Raw genomic sequence first — 18,584 nt, forward strand, 5'->3', positions numbered from 1 at the left:
TGCTGTGGCTGCAGAGAGACAGAGCTTTTATTTACGAGCTGGTAAGGTGCTGGACCACGTCTTCGGCCATTTGATGGGTTTCCCAGGCCTGTTCATACATGTATTCTGGTATAATGTCCTGTTCCACAAAAGCCAGAAAGGTTGTAATAATAGTTTCAAAGCCGCGCTTTTTCAGCGTGGATTCCCAGTCGTTTTCTCCCTGGTGCCATACGTCTTTATTTTTATGAACACTCACGTCCCGGACATTACTTACCGTCAACGTCTGCTCCTGGTTCATCACGTCTACACGTTCCAGGGATGTGCCGGCTTCGCGGTTCATAATACCGAGCGCTGTCACATTGGGTGACTCAAGCTGAAGCGTCACATGGTGCAAGAGATCATATTCTCCTTTACCGCTCACCGTCATGTTCTCAATTGTTTCCGGGAACAAATACAAAATCGTATCAATCACATGAATAAAGTCGTCAAACACAAAAGTGCGTGCATCCACTGCCTGATGGCCCCGATGCTTTTGAACGATAATCATATTCGTATCCTCTGCTTCCATCAGCTTTTGATAGGAAGGCGCATGCCGGCGGTTGAAGCCGGTCATTAACAGCAGCCGCTTCTCCTTGGCTTTGGTGAGCAGCCGTTGGGCAGATGCGGCGTGGTACGTAATAGGCTTGTCCACATACACGTGGATGCCCATGTCGAGCAGCGCATCTATAATAGGCTCATGCGCTACGGTAGCTGTATGCACAAATGCTGCTTTCATACCGCAACTCAGCCACTCATCCATCTGCTGATACGTGTGAGGTATCGTATACGTATCAGCAATTTCTTTTAACGTGTCCGGGTTTCTTGTATACACGTGCAGTTCTACATCTTTTAAGTTGCTTAAAATCGGGAGATACGCTTTTTTCGCAATGTCCCCGATGCCAATCATTCCTATTTTCATGGTGTCCCCTCCCGGGCCTGAGTTCATCAAGATAACGGTTTCAAAATCAACAGGGTAATTTTGAATATCTTCTTCCCTCAGAATACCATAAATTGTTTCTTCACCGTTTTTTCACCAAATTATTTATAGTAATTTTCTTTTTGTTCTGCTATTTTCTGTACTTCAGCACGTATTTGCTGGTACGCAAGCCGTCCGCCCAGACAAAGCAGATCGTCTTCTTTGCTGTAGGGCGTGCGACTGGTTAAATGATCAATCTGTTTATCCAGATAAGCGGAGAGTAAATTGAGTTCTTCGTTTTTCACAACTCCTCCCACCCTTTTCGTACGGAAAGAATCCGGTCAAAAGAAATGTTATAATAACTGCCTTGTTCATCCTTCCAGTGAATAAGCCGCTTAATGTGATCAATATACGTGCATGTCCCTGTCGTTTCTACATCATTTTCTTCATTTTTCCAGCGCAGCTTCAATTCATGCTTTTCTGCCCAGGCTTTACGGAGAAGACGTTCCTTCTGTTTCCAGTCCTCCGTTTCTTTTTCCCATTCCGCCGCTATCATGCGGGCGATTGTTTTTTGTTCTTCATTCATCAGCCTCACATCCCTTCAAAGAGAAGTATATTACTTCCATTATACAAGAACGTACGTTCGAATAAAGGGTATTTTTTTACTGGATTATTATCTGAACAGAAAAAACCGCTCTCTGTAAGCATTTCTGTAGGCAGAAAAAAATTTTTTCTTCATACTGTACATAGCGTATTTTAAAGGAGGAAAAGCATGCAGGTAGATATTTGGTTTGATGTAATGTGTCCGTTTTGTTATTTAGGAAAACGGCGCTTTGAGACCGCTTTGGAAAACATTTCGTTCAAACACCAGGTGCAGGTGGTCTATCACAGCTTTCAGCTGAACCCGGAAATGCCAAAAAATCCGGATTCGGACATTCACACCTTTCTGTCTGAACAAAAAGGCATGGACCGGGAGCAGGTGCTTGCGTTTCACCGGCAGCTCACCGATCAGGCGCAGGATATTGGTTTGGAATACAACATGGACACAGCAGTACCGGCTAATTCCTTCGACGCCCACCGGCTGCTGCAGTTCGCCACAGAACGCGGCAAAAACAACCGCATGACAGAGCGCCTCCTGCGCGCATATTTTACCGAATCCAAAAACATTGCAGATATCGACACTCTCGCCGGACTTGCAGGAGATGTCGGCCTTGTGGAGGAAGAAACGAAAGAGCTGCTCGAGCTGGACGCCTACACTCCGAGTGTGCAAAAAGATTTGCAGGAAGCATCCTATATAGGAATTGACGGGGTTCCTTTTTATGTATTCGATGAAACGTACACCCTCTCCGGTGCCCAGCCGGCAGAAACATTTGAACAGGCTCTGCAGCAGGTTTGGGATGAAAAGCAGCAGGCATAACGGTAGAAGCTCTTCCTTTCTGGAAGGGCTTTTCGTATAAAGATAGGACGAAAGTAAAGCTTAATACGCCTGAGCACAGGGAAACCTATTCCCATAATTTTAAAATAGGAGGCCTGCGCCATGCTTGCTGTTAAAGTGAATCGTGCGCTCCATAAACTAAACAAACATGCAGCCCCTGCTGCCGAAAATACTTTGAAAAGAAACGAATCGATCGTAGTGAATTTAACCGGCACTCAGGAGCGGAAGGTACAGGACTCGCTTTATTTTCTTGAAGAGGAACAATTAATTTACTGTGCCAGATTAGAAGAACAAACCAACGCAGACCCCCGAATAGACAAAACGCTTGAGCTCATCCCCCTTCCCAGGCTGTTTAACGTTTTGGATGCATAAAAAAAGCCTCCCCGGGGGTGCGGGGAGGCGCATAGAGGGGTTCCCTGTCCAGGGAGATGAACCCGGGGGATCAACACCTCCTATATTAAGCCCCTAATGTAACGCTTGTGTGAAGAGCCTGTTAATATTTTATTATTTTCTTTGAACCTGCTGCTTTTTGCCTGTAAGTACTACAAAACAAAAAATCATGATACCAATTCCAATCCCCCCGGCGAGCCAGAGAGCATTTAACAGCGCGAGTACGGTAAACATAAAGGTAAGTAGAACATATAAAGCAGCAGTGCGCGGCTGCCAGTAAGCCGACACGTCAAACAATCTTCCCTGAAAATGAAGAACTAAATACATAATCGTATGCAGAAGAAAGCCAATAATAAACCATCCCTGGAAATTCGAAAACGGAATATCGTAATACCACCCGCCTTCATTCCATATCCAGTACCCCTGCACCAGATAGTTCACAGGATCGAGCACAAAATCAATTCCGGTGACTAAAAGCGCCCCCAGTAGCACATAAAGAATAAACGCTCCCCATCCACGCAGGCGTGGAAGCATGCCCAGCACATACAGCATTAACGCATGTGAACCGGAAACGATGGCCACCCAGGCTGCTCCAATCGTCAGCGGTACCCCTAGGACCATCGCCCCGAAATCAGAAGCATATTCATAGCTCCCAAAAAAGAGATTCAGCTGCACACCGATCCCTTCAAGAAACATCGAAAGCAGAAAAATAATGGCAGTCAGTCCGCCTCCAGTTTTGCCCCCGTAAGACCGAATCAGAAAAAAAGCTCCAATTACTCCGGTTAAATAAAGAAAAACAGCGTTTGCCCATTCCAGCCATACCGGGAGCAAATCAAATGTCAGCAGCATGATGCCGCATATGTACCAAAAGATAAAAAAACGAAATAAACCTATGTCGAACGGTAAGTTTCTCATGGCCCCTCCTGAAGTTACAGACTATTAATGGATGCCCCTTTCTATTTCCCGGGTAATACCTGTTTTAACTGTATTTTATAAAAAAAACAGAAAACCCCGAAGGATTTTCTGCCTGCAACTAATATTATCTCTATATTTTAAAGTAGCTGACCTCCTGTTGAAGGTCCTCTGCCATGGAAGCGAGTGTTTCAGCCGCAGAGGAGATTTCCTGCATTGAGGCGAGCTGCTCCTGCGTAGACGCCGCCACCTCTTCGGAGGAAGCCGCGTTTTCCTGGGCGATTGAAGAGATATCAGAAGCCGAATGAGAAATACGCTCGACGCTTCCGGCCATGCTCCGGATCGTTCCAGTCACTTCTTCGATCTTTGGAGCCATATGCTCCATGCTGTCAAGAATCTGCTGAAACTGTTTAGAGGTGTCCTCGGATACGGTCAGCCCCTGCTCCGCATTTTTTGACACGCCTTCCATTTGAATCACAGACTGCTCCGCATCATTTTGAATGCTTTTAATCAGCGTACCAATCTGTTCTGCCGATGTGGAGGACTGCTCAGCAAGCTTTCGCACCTCTTCCGCGACGACGGCAAAGCCCTTTCCCTGCTCTCCGGCCCGTGCTGCTTCAATGGCTGCGTTTAAGGCAAGCAGATTAGTCTGACTCGCGATGCCGGTAATAACCTCAAGAATGCTGCCAATTTCCTTGGAGCGGTCCGACAAAGCCTGAATCACCTGATTGGAGGCAGTAACAGATTGATGGATATCCTGCATCTGGGAGAGGTTGCTTTCTACATATCTGCTTCCCTCCCGGGCTCTTTCTGCTGTTTCAGCTGACAGCTGGAGCACGTTGTCCGTCCGTTCTTCAATTTTTTTCACCCCGCCGGTCACTTCTTCAAGCGCGGCGCTGTTATGTTCAATTTTTTCTGTCTGTCTTTCTGCTCCGCTTGCCACCTGTTCGGTAGCAACAGCTACTTCGCTTGTCGCCTGCGAGGTCTGCTCCGAGCTTGCTTTCAACTGCTCTGACGATGAGCTCATATGCTCCACAGACGCAGAAAGCTTAGTGAGAATGCCCCGTAGAGATTCCACCATATGATTAAAGCTTGCGGCAAGCGCCCCAATTTCATCGCTGCTGTTTACTTCCACCTGCCCGGTCAGATCACCGCGGCTGATTTTTTCAGCAGAAGCCTGAAGACGCTGGATCGGCTTCAAAATATTTTTTACGATAAAGTAGACAAACAGAAGCCCTCCAAGGAGTGCAGCGGCAATGACAATACCGGTTCTCCAGAGAATCGGCGCTGCTGCTTCCTGAAACTCGCTCGTATACATCGTGCCGCCGACTGTCCAGCCGGTCGTTTCATTCTGTATAAATTCCATTTCCTTTGCTTCTCCATTCAGCGTGTACGAAAAATGGCCGTCGCTCTTACCGTCGATTTGGCTGTAGATATTTTCTTCCATAGGTTCTCCAGCTTCTGCGTTAGGGTTAACCATATAATTGCCCTGCGTATCCGCCAATACAACATATCCTTCTTTTCCAATGGCCGCTCCTGCTGCCAGAGCCTCCAGGGAGGATAAATCGTAGTCAATAGCCATTACCCCCGAGCCGTCATCCAGCTGCTGGGTGATCGTTACGATCTGAGTTTCCGTTGCTGCGTCTACATAAACGTCGGTAAGTACCGCCTCGCCCCCAGCATCGACTGCTTCCTGGAACCATGGACGTTCTGTGGGATCATAATCCTCCGGCAGTTCCCCCTGGTCCGACGCAAACAGTGTTTCTCCTTAATTCGAGCCCGTGTAGATGGAAATAACCTTGTTATGTGTTTGAATATAATCATTAAAGGTTTCAAGCATACGTTCTTCGGCTTCAGGATCGGTAAATGATTCTTCGGTGACGAGGCCGGCGTAATGACTGATATCAGCAATTCTTGCATTCATTTCTTCATCCACCTGTTAATTAATAAGACCAACGCTTCCCCAGCATTGCTATTCATCTGGCTTCTGACTTCATTTTTGGCAGATGTGTAGGAGCTGAAGCCGATAATAATACCTGGGACCAGCAGCACAAGAAGAAATGATACGTATAATTTTTTTCGCAGCGTTAATGATTGCAGCATAGGCGTCCTCTTTTCTGAATAAATTTTTCTATGTAATATGCCCTCTACTATTATCTATCGGTTTATTGTTGCAATTCTTTGTTTATGAAATCGCTATTATTTACATTTGCATAAAAAAATCCTCTCCATATAAATCAGGAGAGGAAAACATTTTATTGATATTCAAGCTGCACACTGTTCAGCGAAGCAAAAACGCCGTTTTTATGGATCAACTCTTCATACGTGCCCTGCTCAGCAATGCGGCCGCCGGTCACCACCACGATATTATCGGCATGCCGGATCGTCGCAAGCCGGTGGGCGATTACAATCGTCGTCCGGTTCTCCGCCAGCTGGGTCAGCGACTGCTGAATCAATGCCTCGGTTTCCGTATCGAGCGCTGAGGTCGCTTCATCCAAAATTAAAATCGGCGGGTTTTTCAAGAAAGCCCGGGCGATCGCAATCCGCTGCTTCTGGCCTCCGGAAAGCTTTAACCCCCGCTGGCCGATTTCTGTTTCATACCCATCCGGAAGCTCCTCTACGAAGCCGTCCAGGTTCGCCAGCCGGGCAGCTTCTTCAATTTCTTCCTCCTCAGCCGTTAAGCGTCCGTAAGCAATATTTTCCTTCAACGTGCCGTTAAACAAAAACACGTCCTGCTGCACCATGCCGATCTGGGAGCGAAGGGATTCCTTTGTCATCTTCCGGATATCTATACCGTTAATTGTCACAGCACCGGCGTCCACGTCGTAAAACCGCGGAATCAGCGAGCTGATCGTCGTCTTCCCGGCCCCGGAAGATCCGACAAAGGCAACTGTTTTTCCAGCTTGTACCGTTACGTTCATGTCCCGGAGCACCGGCTGGCTTTTATGGTACCCAAAGGTGACATCTTCAAGCCTGATGTCACCTGTAAGCACCGGAGCTTCTACTGCCTCAGGGTGGTCGACAATATCTTTTTCTGCATCTGTCATTTGCACGAACCGTTTAAAGCCAGCCATGCCCTTCGGATACAGCTCTAAAATCGCACTGATTTTTTCTATCGGTTTAAAGAGCACGTTCACGTACAAAATAAAGCCGACAAACTCTCCGTTTGTAATAGCGCCTGTGTAAACGAGCCACGCACCGTAAACAAGCACTGCCAGAATCATGAGACGGGTTGTTAAGAAAATAGTCGCCGTGGTGTGTCCCATCGTCCGGTAGCCCGACAGCTTAGCCCGGCGGTAGCGGTTGTTGTTTTTGGCAAACCGGTCGATTTCAAAGGCTTCATTGGTAAAGGACTGTACTACACGCGCTCCTGAAACGCTGTCCTCCACCCGCGCATTCACGTCACCGATTTCTGCGTACATTTTTGTCCACGCTTTGTTCATTTGAATGTTCGTATAGGTGATAAGCGCAATTAAAAATGGCACAAAAACAAGAGCAACAAGGGCAAGCTGCGGATTAATCGAAAACATAATCGTAAAAGCGCCCGCAAACGTCATAATGGCAATAAATAAATCCTCCGGCCCGTGATGGGCAAGCTCTCCAATATCAAACAAATCGTTAGTGATACGGCTGATAATGTGGCCGGTTTTCGTATTATCAAAAAACCGGTATGACTGGCCCTGGACGCTCTTAAACAACTCCCGCCGCATATCTGTTTCAATGTTAATGCCAAGCTTGTGCCCCAGATAATTAACGATATACTGCAGGTACGCACTGAATAGGTAAATAGCAAGCAGGCCGGCCGAGACCCACACGACGAGGTTCCAATCCTCCTGGGGAAGCAGGGAATCAATAAACCACTGGACGACAAGAGGAAAGACCAGATCCAGGGCTGCAACAGCGATCGCGCTGAAAAAATCGATGAAAAACAGCTGTTTATGAGGAAGGTAATAGGAATAAAAACGTTTAAGCATCAGGGTCTCCTCTTCTAATCAAATTCACGTGGAAATACTTCTTTTATTGTATAGAAATGCTGATGAAATTCAATCATTTTCTACCTGGCTATTTCCATATAATGCAAATAACCATGAAATAATATGAAAACAGGCGCTTATCGGCATGGAAAGCAAATATTAGCTAAAAAACCGCATTAATTACCCGGATTCTTTTTTGTGTTTAATAGACAAACAAAGGAAATATGTTAATATAGATGCACTGAACGCCGTTAGGTATGTTGACCTTCCCGAAAACTTCCTAAGCTTCAGTATACAGCTGTAGAAGCTGTTTTTCTCTGTATATGCGGCGCGCTGTACGCCAAAAAGCCTGAAAGCATTGCTGCTTCCAGGCTCTTTTTTTGATTTTATTTAGATGGCTGTTTTTCTAAAGCTTCGTTGTCATTCCGTTCATGCGGCATAAGCAGCGGCTTCGGAACCGCCCTTTTCTTTGTAGCTTCAGAAACAACAAATATAAGAATAAATGCGATAATCACAATTACCGTACGGAAGGGGAAAAGTACAATTCCGTCTTCAATCATTGGGTACGGAAGAAAGATCGGCAGGCCGATCGCTGGCTCCCCGCCCCCAAGGCGTAAAAAGACCGATGCAATAAATGCCGTAAGGGAACCGTACACATTCGCATTTTTATAAAACAGGGCCATTGTCAGCTGCGGGAATAAAATACAAAAAATCAAATCCGACGCAAGGTACCACAGGGTATATACACTTCCAACATTTAAAGCAATCAGGGTAGAAGCCGCCCCGATAATCACAATCGAGGTCTTGATCACTTTTTTCAGTTCATCGTTGGAAGCTTTTGGACGAATCAGCGGACGGTAGATGTTCCATGAAGCCATCGAGGATGCGGACAGAATCGAGGAGTCCATGGAAGACATAACGGCTGCTGCAAGAGCCCCGAGGCCGATCGCCGCTACCCATCCCGGCGTCAGATGCTGGAGCACCTCTGGCAGTATCATGGCCCCTGTTTCCGGCGCTGAAGTACCAAAGGATGCCCAGTCGACATTATAGCCGATGATACCAATAAGAACAGCCGGGACAGCCGCAATAATACATACGACACCGGCAATGATCGAAAACCACATCGCCGTTTTTTCATCTTTAGCGGAAAGTACGCGCTGAAAATACACCTGCCAGGCAATGCCGCCGAAAATCAACAAAAAGGCATAGTCCCACCAGTTCCAGAAATAATTGCCCCATTCCGGATGGTTCCACCCGTCAAGCGGGGGAAAGAGGTTCGCATAGGTGCCAAGATCTGCCTGATAGTCGTTCCAGTTTACGCTCAGGCTGCCAGTATTGCCAAAGGCAAACGGCAGCACAAGAAACAGGCCGGCCAAAAGCAGAATCATTTGTAGAAGGTCTGTATAGGCAACCGCCCACATACCGCCAAACACAGTGTAGGCAATCGCAATAACGGCTGAAATGACTATCGACGTCGTAAAATCGATCCCTAAAATAGTACCGAAGGTAGTTCCAAGCGCTGTCAGAATCGCGCCGCTCCAGAACATTTCCCCCAGGAGCGCCGGAAGATACAGCAGACCTCCCATTTTCTTCCCAAACCGCTGCTCGAGTGGGTCAATTATAGTTTTGAATTCATAGCGGCGCATTTTTCTCGCATAAAAAATACCGCCAATAATAAGACTGAGGGCATAGCCCCATGGTGCCTGGGCCCATACAAGGCCGTCAACGTATGTTGATTCTGCGGTTCCGTTAACATAACCGCCTCCTACCCAGGTGGCGGCCATCGTGAAAATCATGATAACAAGCGGCAGACTCCGTTTGGCTACCATCATGTCATCGAGAGAATCAGACTTTTTAGCGGCAAAATAGGCGCCCACATAGTACATTAAAGCATAGAAAACGAGCATAGCAATAAAGCCGCTCCACATCACTTCGTCGCCAGTAGCAATTATGTAAAACAGTACCGCTGCTACCAGCAGGACGAATCCCAGACTTTTTAGCAAGTTTAAATTTTTTTCTATCACAAACAACACCTCAATTTTTAATAAAATTCTAAATATTTCGAAAAAAATCCTCAGAGAGATAATGTAAAGCTGTTATCTCTCTTTTTCATCGTCTTCTTCAACTGGAATATATTTAAACAGTTCTCCTGTTTCAATAGACTCCACGAGACGACCCAGCCATTTGTAGTACTTAATCGACTGGCTTAGAATTCGCTGAATCTCCCGTGCTTCTTCTTTTATGGGCTCGTCTGCTTCTTCCGACTGAATCAGCATGTCCAGTTGTTCCCAGGCGCTTTCGATGGCGCTCAAGTTCGTCCGCACTTCTCTCTCCCACTGCTGGGTAAAGAAATTGGTGAAAAAACGGAAGAAATCCTTTTCGGCTACGTAGGTCTGCTTTCGCTTTCCACGCCGATGCGTTTTCTTTACGACGTTGAACTCCTGCAGCTTCCGCACCCCGGTGCTCATACTCGGTTTACTCATTCCGAGTTTTTCTCTCATTTCATCCAGCGTCATATCGCCTTCAACATACATTGTCCCATACAAAGTGCCAACGCTTCTTGTTACACCGTACAAATCCATGGTCTCTGCCAGGGAATCAATTATAATATCTTTGGCGCTTTCGAGTGACTCCCTCCATTCATCCTGGTGATGAGAATCCGTCATGGGCCCCTCCTTTTCTATTAAAAAAATTCAATTTGTTAAATATTTTCTTCACAGTCTCTAATCTTAACGTATAAAAATTTCTTGTCAAACGCCTAATTAAAAATATTAGCCTGTGATTTTTATGTTTATTCCCTGGGAAATAAAAAGCCTTCGGATATACTCGCACGCGCGAGAGAGCCTAATAAAAATTTTAAAATTTATTTATTTCAGGGTAATGACTCCGGGCGCTGGATGAAAATTTCCCTGCAAGTCTTTGACAAGATAATTGAAAGCTGATAGATTTAGGTTATTCAAAACGTTAAATATTTTTTTAACAAAGTTAACGACTAGGAGGCATAAACATATGGATATTCGCATGTACATTGACGGCGAATGGGTCGACGCTGCTAACGGCAAAACCCGGGACATTATTAATCCGCTTGACCAAAGCGTTATTACGCAGGCAGCCGAAGGCTCCCGTGAGGATGCTGTAAAAGCAGTACAGGCTGCCCGCCGTGCATTTGATAAAGGACCGTGGGCCGCTACGCCCGCTTCAGAGCGCGGAGCGTATGTATTAAAGGTCGCCCAGCTCATTGAGCGGGATAAGGAAGAACTCGCAGAGCTCGAAACGCTCGATACAGGTAAAACAATGACCGAAAGCCGTGCTGATATGGATGATATCGCCGGAGTCTTTCATTATTTTGCCGGCCTTGCTGATAAAGACGGTGGCGAATATATCGCTTCTCCACTGCCCAATTCCGACAGCAAAGTTGTCCGTGAACCTGTCGGGGTATGCGGTCAAATCACCCCTTGGAACTACCCGCTGCTGCAGGCATCCTGGAAGATCGCACCGGCTATTGCAACGGGAAACACCATTATCGTCAAACCAAGTGAAATTACGCCGCTTACGACCGTCAAGGTATTTCAATTGATGGAAGAAGCCGGCCTTCCGGCAGGCGTGGCCAACCTTGTGCTCGGAAAAGGCACCGACGTCGGTGCGGAGCTTTCTGAAAGCGTGGACGTGGACCTGATTTCCTTTACAGGCGGTATTGAAACCGGCCGTAAAATCATGCAGTCCGCCACCTCCAATATGAAAAAAATCGCCCTTGAGCTCGGTGGTAAAAACCCTAACATTGTTTTTGCCGATGCGGATTTCGATCTTGCCGTGGACCAGGCGCTAAACGCCGCTTTTTTTCATGCCGGACAGGTTTGTTCCGCCGGAGCACGGCTTTTGGTGGAGGAATCTATCCATGACGATTTCGTTAACGCGATCGTTGATCGGGTGAAAAACATTCGTCTCGGCAGCGGTCAGAATGAAGAAACACAGATGGGACCGCTTATTTCTGCAGAGCACCTGAGCAAGGTCGAAAACTATATCGACATCGGTAAACAGGAAGGAGCAACCGTTGCGGTCGGCGGCGGACGCCCAGACGACGAAACGCTCCAAAAAGGGTTCTTTCTTCTGCCGACAATCTTTACCGACTGCCGCTCCGACATGAGAATCGTGCAGGAAGAAATCTTCGGCCCGGTACTTACCGTGGAAACCTTCACTTCGGAAGAAGAAGCCGTGGAAAAAGCGAACGACACAGTGTACGGCCTTGCCGGCGCTACGTTTACCACCGACATCAGCAAAGCCGAGCGGGTGGCCTCCGGCCTCCGTCTTGGCACCGTCTGGATCAATGACTTCCATCCTTATTTTGCCCAGGCGCCTTGGGGCGGCTACAAGCAATCCGGCATCGGCCGTGAGCTTGGCAAGGTCGGCATGGAAGAGTACACCGAAACCAAACACATCTTCCGTAACACGAACCCGGAAGCTCTGAATTTTTTCTAAAAAACCAGCAAAAATTACGGCGTCTTCCGCTTACGCGGGCTGACGCCTTCCTATAGACATAAACTCTATAAATCATTTCTCGTTTTTTATGTTGAGTAAGTATCATTTTATTAATAACTCTCCACGAAATAACATAGTTGGATCAAAAGTTATTATATAGCTTCACACACATCGTTAAACAAAGAAAATCTTTGGGGGTGCACAATATGAGTGAAACATTTGACTATGTAATTATTGGTGGAGGAAGTGCAGGATCTATACTTGCGAACCGGTTAAGCGCAGATAGAAATAATAGCGTGCTTGTACTAGAAGCAGGGCGAAGTGACTATGCGTGGGACTTACTGATTCAGATGCCGGCGGCGCTGCCATTCCCTGCAGGAAAGAGTCTCTATGACTGGAAGTATCTGTCTGATCCGGAACCATACATGAACGGCCGGCGCATTAAGCATGCGCGAGGAAAAGTACTCGGCGGATCCAGCTCTATTAACGGCATGATTTATCAGCGCGGAAATCCCCTCGATTATGAACGATGGGGTGCAGACGAAGGTATGGAGGAGTGGAACTACGCGCACTGTCTTCCATACTTCAAGCGGTTGGAAAACGCGCTGGCAGCTGAAGAAGGGGACGAGTTCCGAGGTCAGGACGGTCCGCTTAAGCTGGAACGGGGACCAGCAACGAGCCCGTTGTTCGAGGCGTTTTTTGAGTCAGCTGTAGAAGCAGGCTATACGCGCACACCGGACGTGAACGGTTACCGCCAGGAAGGATTTGGGCCGTTTGATAAGCATATCCATAAAGGCAGAAGAATGTCTGCTTCCCGGGCATTTTTACACCCGGTCATGAATCGGAAAAACCTTACCGTAAGAACCCGTGCGTTTGTTGAAAGCATAGATTTTAACGGGACAAAGGCAGAAAGTGTAACCTATCAACACAACGGCAAAACGCTGAAGGTGAACGCAGGAGAGATCATTCTTTCTGGCGGCGCGATCAATTCTCCGCAGCTGCTTCAGCTTTCCGGTGTCGGGGACGCAGAACACCTGCGTTCGCTTGGAATCGAGCCGGTCGTTGATCTGCCGGGTGTCGGTGAAAATCTGCAGGACCATTTGGAAGCATATATTCAGTATTCCTGCCCGCAGCCGGTTTCCATGCAGCCAAGCTTGAATAAGTTGAAAATGCCTTGGATCGGTCTGCAGTGGCTGCTTGGCCGTAAAGGTCCCGCAGCGTCGAATCATTTTGAAGGAGGCGGCTTTGTCCGCTCTAACGAGACTGTTCCTTATCCGAATTTAATGTTCCACTTTCTCCCGGTAGCAGTACGCTATGACGGCAAGAAAGCAGATACAAAGCACGGATTCCAAGTGCACGTTGGGCCAATGTATTCTGATGCACGAGGAAGCCTGAAGATCCGCTCCAGGGATCCAAGGGAGCATCCAAGCATGGTGTACAACTACCTTTCCACGGAGCAGGATAGACACGAATGGGTTGAAGCGATCCGCATTTCCCGTGAAATCATGGCACAACCAGCCATGAAACCATTCAATTCTGGAGAGATCGCTCCAGGGGACGCTGTACAGACAGACGAAGAAATTCTGGAATGGGTTGCGAATGATGCCGAAACGGCGCTGCACCCGAGCGGTACTGCGAAAATGGGACCTGCTTCAGACCCAATGGCCGTTGTTGATCCGAAGACGATGAAAGTGCATGGAGTCGACAATCTTCGCGTAGTAGATGCATCCGTCATGCCCTATGTGACAAACGGAAACATTCATGCACCAGTACTCATGATCGCTGAAAAAGCAGCGGATCTGATCCTTGAGCTTGAGCCGCTCGAACCGATGCATACAAAATTTTATCGTCACGGCGTTGATCCGTCGGATGCAGGGACAATTAAGTCCTAAAATAAAATATAAAAAGGATTCTTTTTATCCAGTGCAGCTTCTTGTAAAAGCCCTCGCTTTGAAAAAAAGGATCTTTTTTCATTCATTAAGGAGGATTTTCCCATGAGCATGAATATGAAAGTCGAAAGCATGTTAAGCTATCACACATTTGAAGTACCTACAGCAATCAAGCACGGCATCGGTGCCATTAAACATATTGGTGAAGAAATCAAAGTCTTCGGCTCTGACAAGGTACTTCTTGTCACAGATCCAGGCATCCATAATGCAGGCGTAACAAAGCCTGTTATCGAAAACCTTGAAGCATCCGGTGTAAAGGTCGTTCTCTTCAACAAAGTAGAGCCGAACCCTCCCGTCCGGCTCATTGAAGAAGGATCCAAATTTTACACAGCAGAAAACTGCAACGGTCTGGTTGCTGTCGGCGGCGGAAGCTCGATGGATACCGCCAAAGCCATCGGCGTTGAAGCTACCCACGAAGGTTCAATTCTCGATTATGAAGCTGCCGAAGGCAAAAAACCGCTGGAGCACCGCATTCCTCCATTTATCACGGTACCAACAACGGCAGGCACCGGCTCTGAAGTAACCCAGTGGGCGGTAATCACAGACGAAGACCGCGAATTTAAATTTAACACCGGCGGTCCGCTTATCCCGGCATATGTGACCATCATCGATCCCGAACTTCACGTTTCCATGCCTCCGCATGTAACAGCAATGACCGGTATTGATGCGATCGCTCACGCAGTAGAATGCTATACAATGAAATTCGCCCAGCCTGTCACAGATGCGGTGGCACTGCTTGCGATTGAGTACGCTGCAAAATACATTCGCCGCGCCTATGCCGACGGTGAGGACCTTGAAGCCCGTTACGGCATGGCTCAGGCAGCAATGCTTGCAGGTCTTTCCTACGGCAGTGAATCTGCCGGCGCTGCACACGCTATGAGCCAGACGCTTGGCGGTATCATTCCAGTAGCCCACGGCCAGTGCGTGGCAGCTATGATGGGACCGGTAATGGAATACAACTGGAAAGGTGCTCCGGAGCGTTTTGCACGTGTCGCCCAGGCATTTGGCATCGACTCTGCACGCATGAGCACCGAAGAAGCAGCTAAAGCTTCTGTGCAGTATATGTATGATCTCGCGGAAGAGCTCGACATTCCTTCTCTCGAGGAGCAGGGCGTAAACCCTGACATGACCGAGCGTCTTGCCAAAGAAGCAATGAACGACCCGCAGACAGAGGGCAACCCTCGCGATCTGAAAGTATCCGACTACGAGTGGATCTACAAGCGCTGCTTCCATCAGGTGCCAAAAACCGTTTAATTTTTACCCTTACGCAAAAGCCGGAAAGAGGACACTTCTCTTTCCGGCTTTTTTTATTTTATCCAACGCAAATTTAAAACTCTTCGTACACGGCCGGATCCTGATCATTTATGCGTCCGTCCGAATGGGTTAATGAAGCAAGCATTTCCATCTCCCGTTCGTCGAGCGCAAAGGAAAAGATCGAAAGGTTTTCAATCTGCCGGCGGGGCGACATTGATTTCGGTATCGGTATTGTGCCTAGCTGATAATGCCAGCGGAGAATAATCTGGGATACCGTTTTATTGTGGTTATTTGCTATTTTACGTAGCGTTTCATCCTGCAGCACATCGCTCGCCTTTGCCAGCGGACTCCAGGATTCGGTTTGAATATCATGCTTTTCGTGCCATTTTCTTGATTCTTCCTGATTAAAATACGGGTGCAGTTCAATTTGATTGATGCTCGGCTTCACGCCTGTCTCTTTTTCAAGACGCTCCAGGTGCTCCGGCAAAAAGTTACACACTCCAATGGATCGGACAAGCCCCCATTTTTTCGCTTCAATCAGTGCCTGCCATGCTTCAACGTACTGGCCCTGCTTCGGGTTCGGCCAATGAATCAGATACAGGTCATAGTAATCAAGCCCAGCGCGGTAAAGCGATTCCTGGATTGCCGGCACAGCCTTTTCATATTCCTGGTAGCGCCCCGGCAGCTTGGAAGTAATACGGAGCTCCTGCCTCGGAACAGAACTACGCCGCACGGCTTCTCCTACTGTGCCCTCGTTTTCATAGTTGTACGCTGTATCGATCAGACGGTAGCCTGCATGAATCGCCCGCTCCACAGCATTGGCCCCTTCGTTTCCAATCACCGCCGCCGTCCCAAAACCGATGACCGGAAGCGTCAGGCCGTCATTCAAACGAATTTCAGGAATTGAATTATTCATCAATGACTCATCCTTTCCCTGGAAGCTTAAAATATGGTCATGCTTTTGTTCGGTAATTGTCTTCCCTTTCCGCGGTGTTTATTAACCTAAGCAAAGAAATAAAGCATTTTTAAAAATTCCCAAAAACAAATATTCCGCCACAGCTTATTCGTTCTGCAGCGAAATATTCAAATGCCTTATACCTGTTTCAATGCTCTCCCTGCTCACGTATAGCGTGATATACCGCTCCAAGAAGATTGGAATGCTGGCGGAATCTGGAAGCAGCAAGCACGGGCTTCACAGTAGCTATTGCCAGACGCTTCAAAAGAACATCTATCTTTTCGTTGATGTGCTCGATAAGATCTTCTCTGGCACTAATGCCGCCACTGATCGTAATCAGCGCCGGATCATACATATACTGAAGATTATAAATTCCGACTGCCAGATAATGATAAAATTCATCTACTGCCTTTAGAGCGTCCGGGTCCTTCTTGTCTGCCAAATGGAAAACTTCTTCTCCTGCATATTTCTCTACAGGGTGTTGTTTTGCTTTAGCAAATCTCTGCACCAATGCCTGCTTGGAAGCAAGGCTGCTCCAGGTCTCTTCTTCACCCGAAGCTGCACTGTTTAAAAGCATATAACCAAATTCTCCGCCATGCAGATGAGCGCCGCGATGCAGTGCCCCGTTTTTTACAATCGCTCCGCCGATACCTGTACCGATAACCACAGCAAGCATGTCCCGGACCTGTGTTGCTGCCCCTTTCCATACTTCTGCATAAGCCGCACAGTTCGCATCATTTTCCATATAAACAGGCAGCCGGGTCGCTTCTTCAAACAGTTCTTTAATATTCGGTCCGTGCACATAAGGCAGAGCACTTGAGCCTTCAATGAAGCCTGTGACAGTAACTGCACCAGGCAGACTGACTGCCACAGCTTTTAAGGAAGTTGGCTGTTCTGCCAAATGCCCTACTTCTTTCTTTAACTCGTGTATAGTTTCAGGTGTTTTGATTTTTCCTTCCTGAACAATGTCTTCATGTTCAGACACAAACCCGTATTTAATAAATGAACCGCCTATATCTACAGCTAAATAAGTATCTATTCCTGTCCTCACTTTTTGGGAACCGCCCTTAATTTTATGTAAAAAGCCGCTTCAGATTCCGGATATCCCAGAAGCCTAAAGCGGCTTGTTTTGTATTAATTCCGAATAAACGGGCTTGTTTTTACTTCATACCTCTGATGCCTTGCTTCTTTGAGTAAAAAAACATACTTGGCCTGATGAATTTTGAACTGGATCGTAAGCTCTTCCGACGGCTCTACGCTTTTATTCAACAGCTGCTGGTACTTCTCCATTTTTTCCTTCGCATCGTAGATATGGTCCTTCAGCCGTTCGAGCTCCTGTTTTTTCAGCTTCTTATTCAGCGGCATACAGATCCCCCTACAGCTCGCGACGTCCTTCAATGGCTTTTGATAATGTTACTTCATCAGCGTATTCCAGATCCCCGCCGATTGGCAGACCATGAGCAATTCTTGTCACCTTCATACCGGTCGGCTTCAACAGCTTCGAAATATACATAGCTGTAGCTTCTCCCTCAATAGTCGGGTTCGTCGCAATGATCACTTCCTGAATCTGCTCGTCCTGCAGCCGGGTTAACAGATCCGGCACGTTAATGTCCTCGGGCCCAACGCCGTCCATGGGCGAAATCGCCCCATGCAGCACGTGGTACAGTCCTGAAAACTCCCGCATTTTTTCCATCGCTATAACGTCTTTGACGTCCTGCACAACGCATACGATAGAGCGGTCGCGCTGCTTATCCTGACAAATATAGCATGGATCCGTATCAGTAATGTGGTGGCAGACCGAACAATACGTCAGTTCCCGTTTTGCATTAACAAGCGCTTTGGCAAATTCGAGAACATCGTCTTCTTTCATATCTAATACATAAAAAGCCAGCCGGCCGGCCGTTTTCGGGCCGATGCCGGGCAGCTTCATAAAGCTGTCGATTAATTGCGAAATAGGTGTCGGATACTGCACCTGATCTCCTCCTAGAACATTCCGGGAATGTTCATTCCTTTAGTAAATTTCCCCATATCCTGCTCAACAAGCTCATCCACTTTCTTCAGTGCTTCGTTCATTGCTGCAAGCATAAGGTCCTGAAGCATTTCAACATCGTCCGGATCAACAACATCTTCGTCAATTTCAATGTCTAAAATCTGTTTATCCCCGGAAGCCACTACTTTTACAGCTCCGCCGCCGGCTGTTGCTTCTACCGATTTTTCCTTCAGTTCTTCCTGAGCCTTCTGCATATCCTTCTGCATTTTCTGCATCTGCTTCATCATATTTGCCTGGTTCTTCATTATAAATTCC

The 18,584-nt window shown here is 47.4% G+C and carries 20 protein-coding genes; 5 read left to right on the forward strand and 15 right to left on the reverse strand.

The features are described from left to right. Positions 1 to 31: 31 nt before the first annotated feature. From Q9M42_RS04330 to Q9M42_RS04340, 3 genes are all read right to left on the reverse strand, one after another. A complete protein-coding gene (locus tag Q9M42_RS04330; RefSeq protein ID WP_322525310.1) occupies positions 32 to 937 on the reverse strand; it encodes a Gfo/Idh/MocA family protein in 906 nt (301 codons plus the stop codon). 119 nt (positions 938 to 1,056) lie between these two features. Next, the gene (locus Q9M42_RS04335) at positions 1,057 to 1,239 is read right to left on the reverse strand and encodes a hypothetical protein (protein WP_322525311.1); all 183 of its coding nucleotides are present in this window, start codon (positions 1,237 to 1,239) and stop codon (positions 1,057 to 1,059) included. Continuing rightward, positions 1,236 to 1,520, reverse strand: a complete 285-nt coding sequence (locus tag Q9M42_RS04340; protein WP_322525312.1) for a YolD-like family protein — start codon at positions 1,518 to 1,520, stop codon at positions 1,236 to 1,238. Before Q9M42_RS04340 ends, Q9M42_RS04335 begins: the two co-directional genes overlap by 4 nt. A gap of 186 nt (positions 1,521 to 1,706) precedes the next feature. Between Q9M42_RS04340 and Q9M42_RS04345 the strand changes: the two genes are divergently transcribed. Then, the gene (locus Q9M42_RS04345; protein ID WP_322525313.1) at positions 1,707 to 2,351 is read left to right on the forward strand and encodes a DsbA family oxidoreductase; all 645 of its coding nucleotides are present in this window, start codon (positions 1,707 to 1,709) and stop codon (positions 2,349 to 2,351) included. Between the two features lie 120 nt (positions 2,352 to 2,471). Then, positions 2,472 to 2,741, forward strand: coding sequence for a hypothetical protein (locus tag Q9M42_RS04350; RefSeq protein ID WP_322525314.1), 270 nt, complete (start codon positions 2,472 to 2,474; stop codon positions 2,739 to 2,741). A gap of 132 nt (positions 2,742 to 2,873) precedes the next feature. Here Q9M42_RS04350 and Q9M42_RS04355 read toward each other — a convergent pair whose 3' ends face one another. The 7 genes from Q9M42_RS04355 to cudC form a co-directional block, all read right to left on the reverse strand. Further along, entirely contained in the window at positions 2,874 to 3,674 is an 801-nt protein-coding gene (locus tag Q9M42_RS04355; protein WP_322525315.1) for a carotenoid biosynthesis protein, read from the reverse strand. Between the two features lie 130 nt (positions 3,675 to 3,804). Next, a complete protein-coding gene (locus Q9M42_RS04360; RefSeq protein WP_322525630.1) occupies positions 3,805 to 5,430 on the reverse strand; it encodes a methyl-accepting chemotaxis protein in 1,626 nt (541 codons plus the stop codon). Between the two features lie 9 nt (positions 5,431 to 5,439). Next, positions 5,440 to 5,595, reverse strand: a complete 156-nt coding sequence (locus Q9M42_RS04365) for a hypothetical protein (protein ID WP_322525316.1) — start codon at positions 5,593 to 5,595, stop codon at positions 5,440 to 5,442. Continuing rightward, entirely contained in the window at positions 5,592 to 5,774 is a 183-nt protein-coding gene (locus Q9M42_RS04370; RefSeq protein WP_322525317.1) for a hypothetical protein, read from the reverse strand. Before Q9M42_RS04370 ends, Q9M42_RS04365 begins: the two co-directional genes overlap by 4 nt. Before the next feature lie 152 nt (positions 5,775 to 5,926). Further along, a complete protein-coding gene (locus Q9M42_RS04375; RefSeq protein WP_322525318.1) occupies positions 5,927 to 7,645 on the reverse strand; it encodes an ABC transporter ATP-binding protein in 1,719 nt (572 codons plus the stop codon). Between the two features lie 386 nt (positions 7,646 to 8,031). After that, positions 8,032 to 9,648: a sodium:solute symporter family protein gene (locus tag Q9M42_RS04380; protein ID WP_440972308.1), complete on the reverse strand. Its 1,617-nt coding sequence runs from the start codon at positions 9,646 to 9,648 to the stop codon at positions 8,032 to 8,034. Between the two features lie 93 nt (positions 9,649 to 9,741). After that, positions 9,742 to 10,311 (reverse strand): choline uptake/conversion transcriptional regulator CudC, encoded by a 570-nt coding sequence (gene cudC / locus Q9M42_RS04385; protein WP_322525319.1) that lies wholly within the window; start codon positions 10,309 to 10,311, stop codon positions 9,742 to 9,744. 343 nt (positions 10,312 to 10,654) lie between these two features. Between cudC and betB the strand changes: the two genes are divergently transcribed. The 3 genes from betB to Q9M42_RS04400 all read left to right on the forward strand — a co-directional run bounded on the left by betB (position 10,655) and on the right by Q9M42_RS04400 (position 15,324). Next, on the forward strand, positions 10,655 to 12,121 hold the full coding sequence (gene betB / locus Q9M42_RS04390; RefSeq protein WP_322525320.1) for a betaine-aldehyde dehydrogenase: 1,467 nt from the start codon (positions 10,655 to 10,657) through the stop codon (positions 12,119 to 12,121). A 206-nt stretch (positions 12,122 to 12,327) separates the two neighbouring features. After that, positions 12,328 to 14,013, forward strand: a complete 1,686-nt coding sequence (gene betA / locus Q9M42_RS04395; RefSeq protein ID WP_322525321.1) for a choline dehydrogenase — start codon at positions 12,328 to 12,330, stop codon at positions 14,011 to 14,013. Positions 14,014 to 14,115: 102 nt separating this feature from the next. Next, the gene (locus Q9M42_RS04400) at positions 14,116 to 15,324 is read left to right on the forward strand and encodes an iron-containing alcohol dehydrogenase (RefSeq protein WP_322525322.1); all 1,209 of its coding nucleotides are present in this window, start codon (positions 14,116 to 14,118) and stop codon (positions 15,322 to 15,324) included. Positions 15,325 to 15,397: 73 nt separating this feature from the next. Here Q9M42_RS04400 and Q9M42_RS04405 read toward each other — a convergent pair whose 3' ends face one another. The 5 genes from Q9M42_RS04405 to Q9M42_RS04425 all read right to left on the reverse strand — a co-directional run bounded on the left by Q9M42_RS04405 (position 15,398) and on the right by Q9M42_RS04425 (position 18,574). After that, positions 15,398 to 16,240: an aldo/keto reductase gene (locus Q9M42_RS04405; RefSeq protein ID WP_322525323.1), complete on the reverse strand. Its 843-nt coding sequence runs from the start codon at positions 16,238 to 16,240 to the stop codon at positions 15,398 to 15,400. Between the two features lie 187 nt (positions 16,241 to 16,427). Then, positions 16,428 to 17,330 (reverse strand): ROK family protein, encoded by a 903-nt coding sequence (locus Q9M42_RS04410; RefSeq protein WP_322525324.1) that lies wholly within the window; start codon positions 17,328 to 17,330, stop codon positions 16,428 to 16,430. 83 nt (positions 17,331 to 17,413) lie between these two features. Continuing rightward, a complete protein-coding gene (locus Q9M42_RS04415; RefSeq protein ID WP_322525325.1) occupies positions 17,414 to 17,644 on the reverse strand; it encodes a YaaL family protein in 231 nt (76 codons plus the stop codon). 10 nt (positions 17,645 to 17,654) lie between these two features. Next, positions 17,655 to 18,251: a recombination mediator RecR gene (recR, locus tag Q9M42_RS04420; RefSeq protein ID WP_091615138.1), complete on the reverse strand. Its 597-nt coding sequence runs from the start codon at positions 18,249 to 18,251 to the stop codon at positions 17,655 to 17,657. An 11-nt stretch (positions 18,252 to 18,262) separates the two neighbouring features. After that, positions 18,263 to 18,574 (reverse strand): YbaB/EbfC family nucleoid-associated protein, encoded by a 312-nt coding sequence (locus Q9M42_RS04425; protein ID WP_022792923.1) that lies wholly within the window; start codon positions 18,572 to 18,574, stop codon positions 18,263 to 18,265. Positions 18,575 to 18,584 lie beyond the last annotated feature (10 nt).

The organism is Marinococcus luteus (genome assembly GCF_034497705.1).
In the GTDB taxonomy this organism is placed as follows: Bacteria; Bacillota; Bacilli; order Bacillales; family Marinococcaceae; genus Marinococcus; species Marinococcus luteus_A.

Bases quoted from the DNA above. Each gene is read 5' to 3' on its own strand.
- Q9M42_RS04425 (WP_022792923.1), bottom strand. From the start codon at position 18,574: ATGAAGAACCAGGCAAATATGATGAAGCAGATGCAGAAAATGCAGAAG.
- Q9M42_RS04330 (WP_322525310.1), bottom strand. From the start codon at position 937: ATGAAAATAGGAATGATTGGCATCGGGGACATTGCGAAAAAAGCGTAT.
- Q9M42_RS04405 (WP_322525323.1), bottom strand. From the start codon at position 16,240: ATGAATAATTCAATTCCTGAAATTCGTTTGAATGACGGCCTGACGCTT.
- Q9M42_RS04375 (WP_322525318.1), bottom strand. From the start codon at position 7,645: ATGCTTAAACGTTTTTATTCCTATTACCTTCCTCATAAACAGCTGTTT.
- Q9M42_RS04370 (WP_322525317.1), bottom strand. From the start codon at position 5,774: ATGCTGCAATCATTAACGCTGCGAAAAAAATTATACGTATCATTTCTT.
- Q9M42_RS04350 (WP_322525314.1), top strand. From the start codon at position 2,472: ATGCTTGCTGTTAAAGTGAATCGTGCGCTCCATAAACTAAACAAACAT.
- Q9M42_RS04340 (WP_322525312.1), bottom strand. From the start codon at position 1,520: ATGAATGAAGAACAAAAAACAATCGCCCGCATGATAGCGGCGGAATGG.
- Q9M42_RS04365 (WP_322525316.1), bottom strand. From the start codon at position 5,595: ATGAATGCAAGAATTGCTGATATCAGTCATTACGCCGGCCTCGTCACC.
- Q9M42_RS04400 (WP_322525322.1), top strand. From the start codon at position 14,116: ATGAGCATGAATATGAAAGTCGAAAGCATGTTAAGCTATCACACATTT.
- cudC (WP_322525319.1), bottom strand. From the start codon at position 10,311: ATGACGGATTCTCATCACCAGGATGAATGGAGGGAGTCACTCGAAAGC.
- betA (WP_322525321.1), top strand. From the start codon at position 12,328: ATGAGTGAAACATTTGACTATGTAATTATTGGTGGAGGAAGTGCAGGA.
- Q9M42_RS04415 (WP_322525325.1), bottom strand. From the start codon at position 17,644: ATGCCGCTGAATAAGAAGCTGAAAAAACAGGAGCTCGAACGGCTGAAG.
- Q9M42_RS04355 (WP_322525315.1), bottom strand. From the start codon at position 3,674: ATGAGAAACTTACCGTTCGACATAGGTTTATTTCGTTTTTTTATCTTT.
- betB (WP_322525320.1), top strand. From the start codon at position 10,655: ATGGATATTCGCATGTACATTGACGGCGAATGGGTCGACGCTGCTAAC.
- Q9M42_RS04345 (WP_322525313.1), top strand. From the start codon at position 1,707: ATGCAGGTAGATATTTGGTTTGATGTAATGTGTCCGTTTTGTTATTTA.